The sequence below is a fragment of the Fructobacillus apis genome, assembly GCF_023893635.1.
GTDB lineage: Bacteria > Bacillota > Bacilli > Lactobacillales > Lactobacillaceae > Fructobacillus > Fructobacillus apis.
Genome location: NZ_JAMWYK010000003.1, coordinates 137,196 through 143,492 on the forward strand (window position 1 = coordinate 137,196; position 6,297 = coordinate 143,492).

8 protein-coding genes and 1 other annotated feature are annotated in these 6,297 nt (G+C 48.0%); all 8 genes read right to left on the reverse strand.

Translation table 11 applies throughout. The annotated features are described in order from the left end of the window. Positions 1–2: 2 nt before the first annotated feature. Positions 3–644 carry an amino acid ABC transporter permease gene (locus NFX39_RS04155; RefSeq protein ID WP_252443295.1) on the reverse strand — a complete coding sequence of 214 codons (642 nt, stop codon included), beginning with the start codon at positions 642–644 and terminating at the stop codon, positions 3–5. Between the two features lie 49 nt (positions 645–693). After that, positions 694–919 (reverse strand) — a binding site (T-box leader). Between the two features lie 40 nt (positions 920–959). Continuing rightward, on the reverse strand, positions 960–1,487 hold the full coding sequence (locus NFX39_RS04160) for a rod shape-determining protein MreD (RefSeq protein WP_252443297.1): 528 nt from the start codon (positions 1,485–1,487) through the stop codon (positions 960–962). Further along, the gene (gene mreC, locus NFX39_RS04165; RefSeq protein ID WP_252443299.1) at positions 1,488–2,342 is read right to left on the reverse strand and encodes a rod shape-determining protein MreC; all 855 of its coding nucleotides are present in this window, start codon (positions 2,340–2,342) and stop codon (positions 1,488–1,490) included. Between the two features lie 68 nt (positions 2,343–2,410). After that, positions 2,411–3,418 carry a rod shape-determining protein gene (locus NFX39_RS04170; RefSeq protein WP_252443301.1) on the reverse strand — a complete coding sequence of 336 codons (1,008 nt, stop codon included), beginning with the start codon at positions 3,416–3,418 and terminating at the stop codon, positions 2,411–2,413. A gap of 99 nt (positions 3,419–3,517) precedes the next feature. Then, complete coding sequence (locus NFX39_RS04175) at positions 3,518–3,691, reverse strand: hypothetical protein (RefSeq protein WP_252443303.1); 174 nt, start codon at positions 3,689–3,691, stop codon at positions 3,518–3,520. Between the two features lie 12 nt (positions 3,692–3,703). Beyond that, positions 3,704–4,606: a tRNA (adenosine(37)-N6)-dimethylallyltransferase MiaA gene (gene miaA / locus NFX39_RS04180; RefSeq protein ID WP_252443305.1), complete on the reverse strand. Its 903-nt coding sequence runs from the start codon at positions 4,604–4,606 to the stop codon at positions 3,704–3,706. A 323-nt stretch (positions 4,607–4,929) separates the two neighbouring features. Further along, a complete protein-coding gene (locus NFX39_RS04185) occupies positions 4,930–5,331 on the reverse strand; it encodes a rhodanese-like domain-containing protein (RefSeq protein WP_252443307.1) in 402 nt (133 codons plus the stop codon). 62 nt (positions 5,332–5,393) lie between these two features. Then, positions 5,394–6,092 (reverse strand): adaptor protein MecA, encoded by a 699-nt coding sequence (locus NFX39_RS04190; RefSeq protein WP_252443309.1) that lies wholly within the window; start codon positions 6,090–6,092, stop codon positions 5,394–5,396. Positions 6,093–6,297 lie beyond the last annotated feature (205 nt).

Here is a 6,297-nt window from a genome sequence, read left to right on the forward strand (position 1 = left end):
TGTTACCTCCAAACGTTCAAGCGCTTTTCAGATGAGCGCAAGATCAGCGTCACAATGGCCGTCATCAACAGGTAGATGACACCCACCAACAGGTAGGGAATCAAGGTCACGTCACGGCTGGCCGCAATGGAACCGGCGCGCAAGATGTCGCCCAATCCAATCACGTAAATCAAAGACGTATCCTTGACCAGGTTCACGACTTCGTTACCAAAGGAAGGCACGACAATCTTGATTACCTGTGGCAACACAACCTTGAAGAAGGTCTGAGTCTTTGACAAGCCAAGCACCTTGGCGGCATCGAACTGTCCCTTTGGCACAGCTTGCAAACCACCACGGAAGATTTCCGCGAGGTAGGCGGCGTAGTTGATGATGAAAGCAAAGGCGGCTGCTTCAAAACGTGAGAATGGCAAACCAATGGTTGCTAAACCATAGTAGATGAAAATCAACTGGAGCAAGAGTGGCGTTCCACGCATGATCCAGATGTAGCCGTTCACCAACCAACGGATGGTGAAGTATGGTGACTTCATTCCAAGGGAAGCCAAAATTCCCAATGGGATTGATCCGATTATCGTAATGAAAAAGACGCCCAAAGTCATCTTTAATCCGGCGAGGATGCCGGGTAGAAAGCTCATTAGATTTGCCATAATTACTCCAAAATAAATTCCATAGAAAAAGCCCCCCAAGCAAGATTGCTTAGAGGGCGAAAAGACGCGGTCCCACCTCTTAGTTGCCCATCTATCACTAAATAGGCCTCATAACGTTCATAACGTTCGTGCGTAACGGGCACAACCGACGATGGCTACTAAAGGTTCACCAACGCACTCCTAGGGGTGGTTCACCAGCGGTTCTTACTCACTTCCAATAACCGTGAGCTTCCTGAAAAGAACCCGCTTGCTACTTGCCTAGTCAACGATTTAAATCATGCTTAATTATAACGGGCAATCCCAAAAAGTGCAAGCTTATCCCAAGCGTTGCAGCAAGGACCAGCTCGGATAATAGAAGAGGGCTGCCAAAATCAAGTTAAAGACCGAAGTTGGCAATAACAAGAAGATGAAAAAAGCCAGGTGGGAAACATGGGCCACACCAATGATTTTTCCAGCGAAGTAGGTTGCTGCCAGGTAGACGAGCATCCCAATCAAAAAGAGCAAGAGGCCCGACATCATTCGGCTGTCAAAGTATGGTTGGAGGCGTTCCATCACGAACGTCCCAGCTAAGAAAGCCACCGTGTAGGTTCCAAGAATTCCCGTGTAAAAAATGTCGTACAAGACACCAATGGTTACCACGTACGCGTAAAATGGCATCTTGTCCATCACGCCGAATTGAATGGCGTAAAAGAACCAGATCAGTGTCAACATTGGCACGGCGTGAAGGGATCCGCGCATCAGGAAGTTTCCAAGAGATGCGGTCAGGTTGCCGTCCAACAAGAACAACAAAACCATGATGAGTGGGAAAATGATGTTTAATCGAAAAAATTGCCAACTAGACATTTAAGACTCCAAACTGCTCTTTGCGACCAAGACGGTTGCAATCTTGGACAAGTCTGAGCTTGGTTGAATGTAAATCTTCTTTGAAAGACCGTATGAATCAGACGTCACGTCTGCAATCTTACCAACTAACAAGCCGGATGGAATCTTACCACCCAAACCAGAAGTGACAACGGTGTCATCCTTGTTCAAGTTTGCGGAGTTTGGTACGGATCCCATGACCAACATCTTCTTGTCAGCGTCGTAGTCCGTGACGATTCCATGAACGTCGCCGGAACCAGACCGAACCGTAATGGCAAAGCGGTTGGAATCTTCACTCGTATCCGAAATCAAGGCAACCTTCGCGTTCACCGTGTTCACCTCGGAAATGATTCCAATAACACCGGATTCACCCATGACGGGCATCCCCTTCTTCAAACCAGAACGCGCCCCCTTGTCGATGACAAGCTGTGAGTTCCACGTCGTTGGTGAGCGAGAAATCGTGACGGCTGGAATGGTTTCGTAGTCCGTCAACGTCTTCTTCAGCTTCAGTTGCTTTTTCAAGGCTTCGTTTTCTTCTTGAACCGTTTGCAAGCGCACCTTGTTTTGGGCGTAACCGTCGAGCTTTGCCTTCAATGCTTTGTTTTCAGAGAAGGTGTTCAACAAGTTGGCCAAAGAGTTGGCACGATGACCAACGGCGTTCGATGGCACGGAGATGACCTTTGACATTCCACCGGATAAATCATTCACCACTCGTTGGAAGAATGGTGGATTGTTTGTTTTCTTAGCCCACCAGTTGGATCCGGCAATCAAACCAACGACGACCAAGATACCAACCATTAACAAGACCAAGGTCCTGGATGAAAAGATTTTACGCATACAATACTTCCTTTTGCTCTTTGACAAAGAAAAGCGTAGCGCAAGCGCTACGCTTTATCAGACAAAGTTTAGTTACGGCGCAAGATGTCCAATGACTTCAATGATTCTCCGACACCCTTTACAACGGCGTCCATTGGTTCTTCAGCAACGATGACAGAAACCTTCGTTACCGTTTCAATCATTTCTGGCAAACCACGGAGTTGCGCGCCACCACCAGTCAAGACCATTCCGTGGTCGATAACGTCGGCCGCAATTTCAGGTTGCGTTGATTCCAACGTTTCGCGAATGGCGTTCACGATTTCGTTCACAGGGTCTTGGATGGCTTGTGCCACGTCGATGGCTGGCACTTCGATGGTCTTTGGCAAGCCAGTCAACAAGTCACGACCACGAGCCGTTGAAGCTGGCATGCCCTTTGCATCTTGCAAAGAAACCGTTCCAACTTCAATCTTCAAACGTTCCGCCGTCGTTTCACCAATGGCCAAGTTGTTGTTGTTTCGAACGTAAGAGATGATGGCTTCGTTTAACTTGTCGCCGGCAAAGCGCGTTGAACGTGATGACACGATTCCACCAAGGGAAATCGTGGCAACGTCAGTCGTTCCACCACCAAAGTCCACAACCGTTGAACCGGTTGGTTCCATAACTGGCAAACCTGCACCGATGGCTGCGGCGAATGGTTCTTCCAATACGTAGGCGTCACGTGCACCAGCAACGCGGGCAGCGTCGATAACGGCACGACGTTCAACGGCCGTAATCTTAGCAGGAACACCAAGCGTTACGAATGGCTTTCCAACGCGACCACCCAAAGCCTTCTTCAAGTAGTATGAAATCATGGCAACGGTCGTGTCGTAATCGGCGATCACACCGTCACGCATTGGACGGATAGCAGAGATTGATGCTGGCGTACGGCCAAGCATTTCGCGTGCTTCTGATCCAACGGCGATGATTTCACCAGATTCCGTGTTCTTTGCGACCACTGAAGGTTCGCGCAATACGATTCCCTTACCTTCAACGTATACGTACGTGTTTGACGTACCCAAGTCGATACCAACGTTATGTTGTCCAAATGATAATGCCACAGTCTTGCCTCTCAATTAGGGGTCAGTCCATGACTGACCATATTTTAATATTTTAGTTTACTTGCTAATATTGTAGCACAAATATATGCTAGCAACACCCTATTTTGAACGAACGTAAGTCACTCGTCCAGCACGGTGCGCGATGCCCGTAACCGTGTTCTGATAAGGAAACTCGGACCAGGCTTTTTGAAAGTCTGTAAAGGTTTCAGGTGTCACGTCGATTTCGTCAATTTTTCCATCACGCAAATCGAGTAATGCTTGTGAATAATCCATTTTAATCTCCCATCAGTCACGCGCGTTCAAAAAAGCACGCACTTTTTCTTCGGCGATTGCTTTTGCATCTTGCCCGTCAATCCATTGTAAACCAACAATTTGATGACGCCAATACGTTAATTGTCTTTTGGCATACCGTCTTGAGTCCTGCTGGATGGCTTCGACGACTTCTTTCAAAGTCACGTCCGACTCAAAGTATGGGTAGAACTCCTTATAGCCGATGCCCCGCCCGGCCTGCACGTTTGATCCACCAAGTTCAAACAAAACGCGGGCCTCGTTTTCGAGTCCGGCATCCATCATGATGTCGACGCGGCGGTTAATTCGGTCGTACAAGACCTCTCTTGGCCAATCGAGCGCCAACACCAAAGGATCGTAGTCGGGGCGGCTCGCCGCCGACTTTTGAGGGGTCATCTTCGCCTTTTGAATGGCCCGTACCACGCGGGTCTTGTTGTTTAAGTCAACGGAAGAAACAAAGTCCTCGTTTGCTAACCCCTTCAGCTTTGCCACGAGGTCGGCCAACGGCAGGGCACTGTCCTTCTTGACCTCTTCCTCGTTTGACTCTCCGTATTCAAGGGCTTGCTGGCCGAGGAGGGCCTTCACGTAAAAGCCGGTTCCACCAACGACGATTGGTAGCTTACCACGCGACGAAATGTCCAGAATGGCCTTATCGGCTTCTTTTATAAAGTCTGCCACCGTGAAACTGGCATCTTCGTCAACCAAATCCAAGAGATGCTGTGGCACCCGCTTTCTTTCTTCAGCAGTTGCCTTTGCGGTCCCAATGTCCAGGTTTTTATAGACCTGGAGCGAATCGGCGGAGACGAGTTCCCCGTTGAATTGTTCGGCGAGTGCCATGGCCAAGTCCGACTTACCAGAGGCGGTTGGACCAGCGATGACAACGATTGGAATTTTCGGCATAATACTCTTTTCTGCTGATTGCCGTTTACAAACCGGCGAAAATCAACGATAATAGACGTAAATTAACAAAAGGAGAAGATGATGGCTAAAGGATTTAAAGCAGGTTTAGCAGCAGGAATCGTCGGATCAGTAATCACGGCCGCGGTATCCGCATTTCGGTTATAAGAAGGCGGTTGTGGCCCCTCAAGAAAAGGCAGACGCGGAATACGAAGAGGTTTCTAAGACTGCTGTTCGTCGCTCAAAGGCGGCTCACCAATCACGTTTCTAATAATTGAAGTCAAATAAAAAGAATCGCTTCTGGCGATTCTTTTTTTTGCGCCAAATTAACGCTTTTGCTTTGCTTGGAAAGCACGGAAACCACCGGCCATCAAGAAAAGCATGTTCTTTTGTGCCCCTTCTTTGCGAAGACGCTTGGCAACACCAGCCGCTGCAGAAAGCGTGTCACCGTAAACAAAGATTGGCATGTCCTTACGCAATCCAGACTTTCCTTGGCTAAAAGTCAAGGCAGGCATGTTGCGAGCACCCTTTAAGTGTGAACGCTTGAAGGGTTCCTTTTCACGAACGTCAATCAATTGACCGTTTTCTTCATTGTGCTTGTCGATGAAAGCTTCCGCCTTCAAGACCGTTCCGCGACGACGAGCAAGTAAGTTAGCGCTCGCAGCAGACCCAACGTAGAAGACCAAGATAAAGAATAAGATTAAGGAAATAAAGCTAAAGATTTGCATAAAGTAACTCCAATTAAAGATGATACAGCCATTATACCGGAATTACTTCATTCCTTCATGACTTATTCGGCTGCGGAAAAGATTTTGTTCAATGACTGAACGGCCCCTTCTTCGAAGAGTACGTCGCCGTGTTCTCCTAGGAAGGTCACCGTCTGCTTAGCAAAGCGACCGTATTCGATGAGCGTAGCATACAAAGCGTTGCGATCCGCCGCCGTCATGTCGAGGTAGCGTGAATCCAGGGTCAAGTAGTAGGCACCGTTGTAACGGTAGGCAGCTGAGTGACCGCTGAAGTCTTCCAACAGAGCGACCAAGGCGAGCAGATCGTCAAAGCTATCCAAGACGATGGTATCGATGCGGCCGTTAACCGGCTTGTCATGTTCAACTTCGACGCCATCGGAACCCTGCAAGGCAGTCTTTTGTTCCAGTGACAAGTCGTCCATTGCTGGAATACCATTATCCGGCTGGGGTTGTTCTTCGTCACGTTCGGAAAGGGAGGCGAGCAAATCACCCAATGCCCCTTCTTCATCTAATCGTGAGATGAATAATTCCAACCCGTTTTGATTTGGCAAAACCTGGAAGGAAACCTTGTCATTGTCTACAAAATCGTCGTCAGTGTCTAATTCTGACAGGATATTGTAGAAGAAAGATTCAATTTTATTCCGGTCTGAAAGAAGGTCACGGACAGACGTTCCGCGATCCTTAAGATCCTCATTTTCGACCATTACCCGGATGGTGTTATCGTTAATTCGTTCCATTTCCATATGAATCACCTCAATTTCACCGACAGGTTCTCAGACATTTAAAAACTTGTTATTGACTATATTTTAAACGTTAATAATAAAAAAAACAACAGCGTACCATTGGTACAACCGTTGTTTTAAAGGCTTTAGCATCGCGTCGTCCTATCCTCGCAGCCAGCGTTCCGGCAACTACTTTTGGCGCTAAAGAGCTTAACTTCTGTGTTCG

Coding starts and splice junctions, on each gene's coding strand:
- NFX39_RS04155 (WP_252443295.1), bottom strand. CDS start 644: ATGGCAAATCTAATGAGCTTTCTACCCGGCATCCTCGCCGGATTAAAG.
- mreC (WP_252443299.1), bottom strand. CDS start 2,342: ATGCGTAAAATCTTTTCATCCAGGACCTTGGTCTTGTTAATGGTTGGT.
- miaA (WP_252443305.1), bottom strand. CDS start 4,606: ATGCCGAAAATTCCAATCGTTGTCATCGCTGGTCCAACCGCCTCTGGT.
- NFX39_RS04190 (WP_252443309.1), bottom strand. CDS start 6,092: ATGGAAATGGAACGAATTAACGATAACACCATCCGGGTAATGGTCGAA.
- NFX39_RS04185 (WP_252443307.1), bottom strand. CDS start 5,331: ATGCAAATCTTTAGCTTTATTTCCTTAATCTTATTCTTTATCTTGGTC.
- NFX39_RS04175 (WP_252443303.1), bottom strand. CDS start 3,691: ATGGATTATTCACAAGCATTACTCGATTTGCGTGATGGAAAAATTGAC.
- NFX39_RS04160 (WP_252443297.1), bottom strand. CDS start 1,487: ATGTCTAGTTGGCAATTTTTTCGATTAAACATCATTTTCCCACTCATC.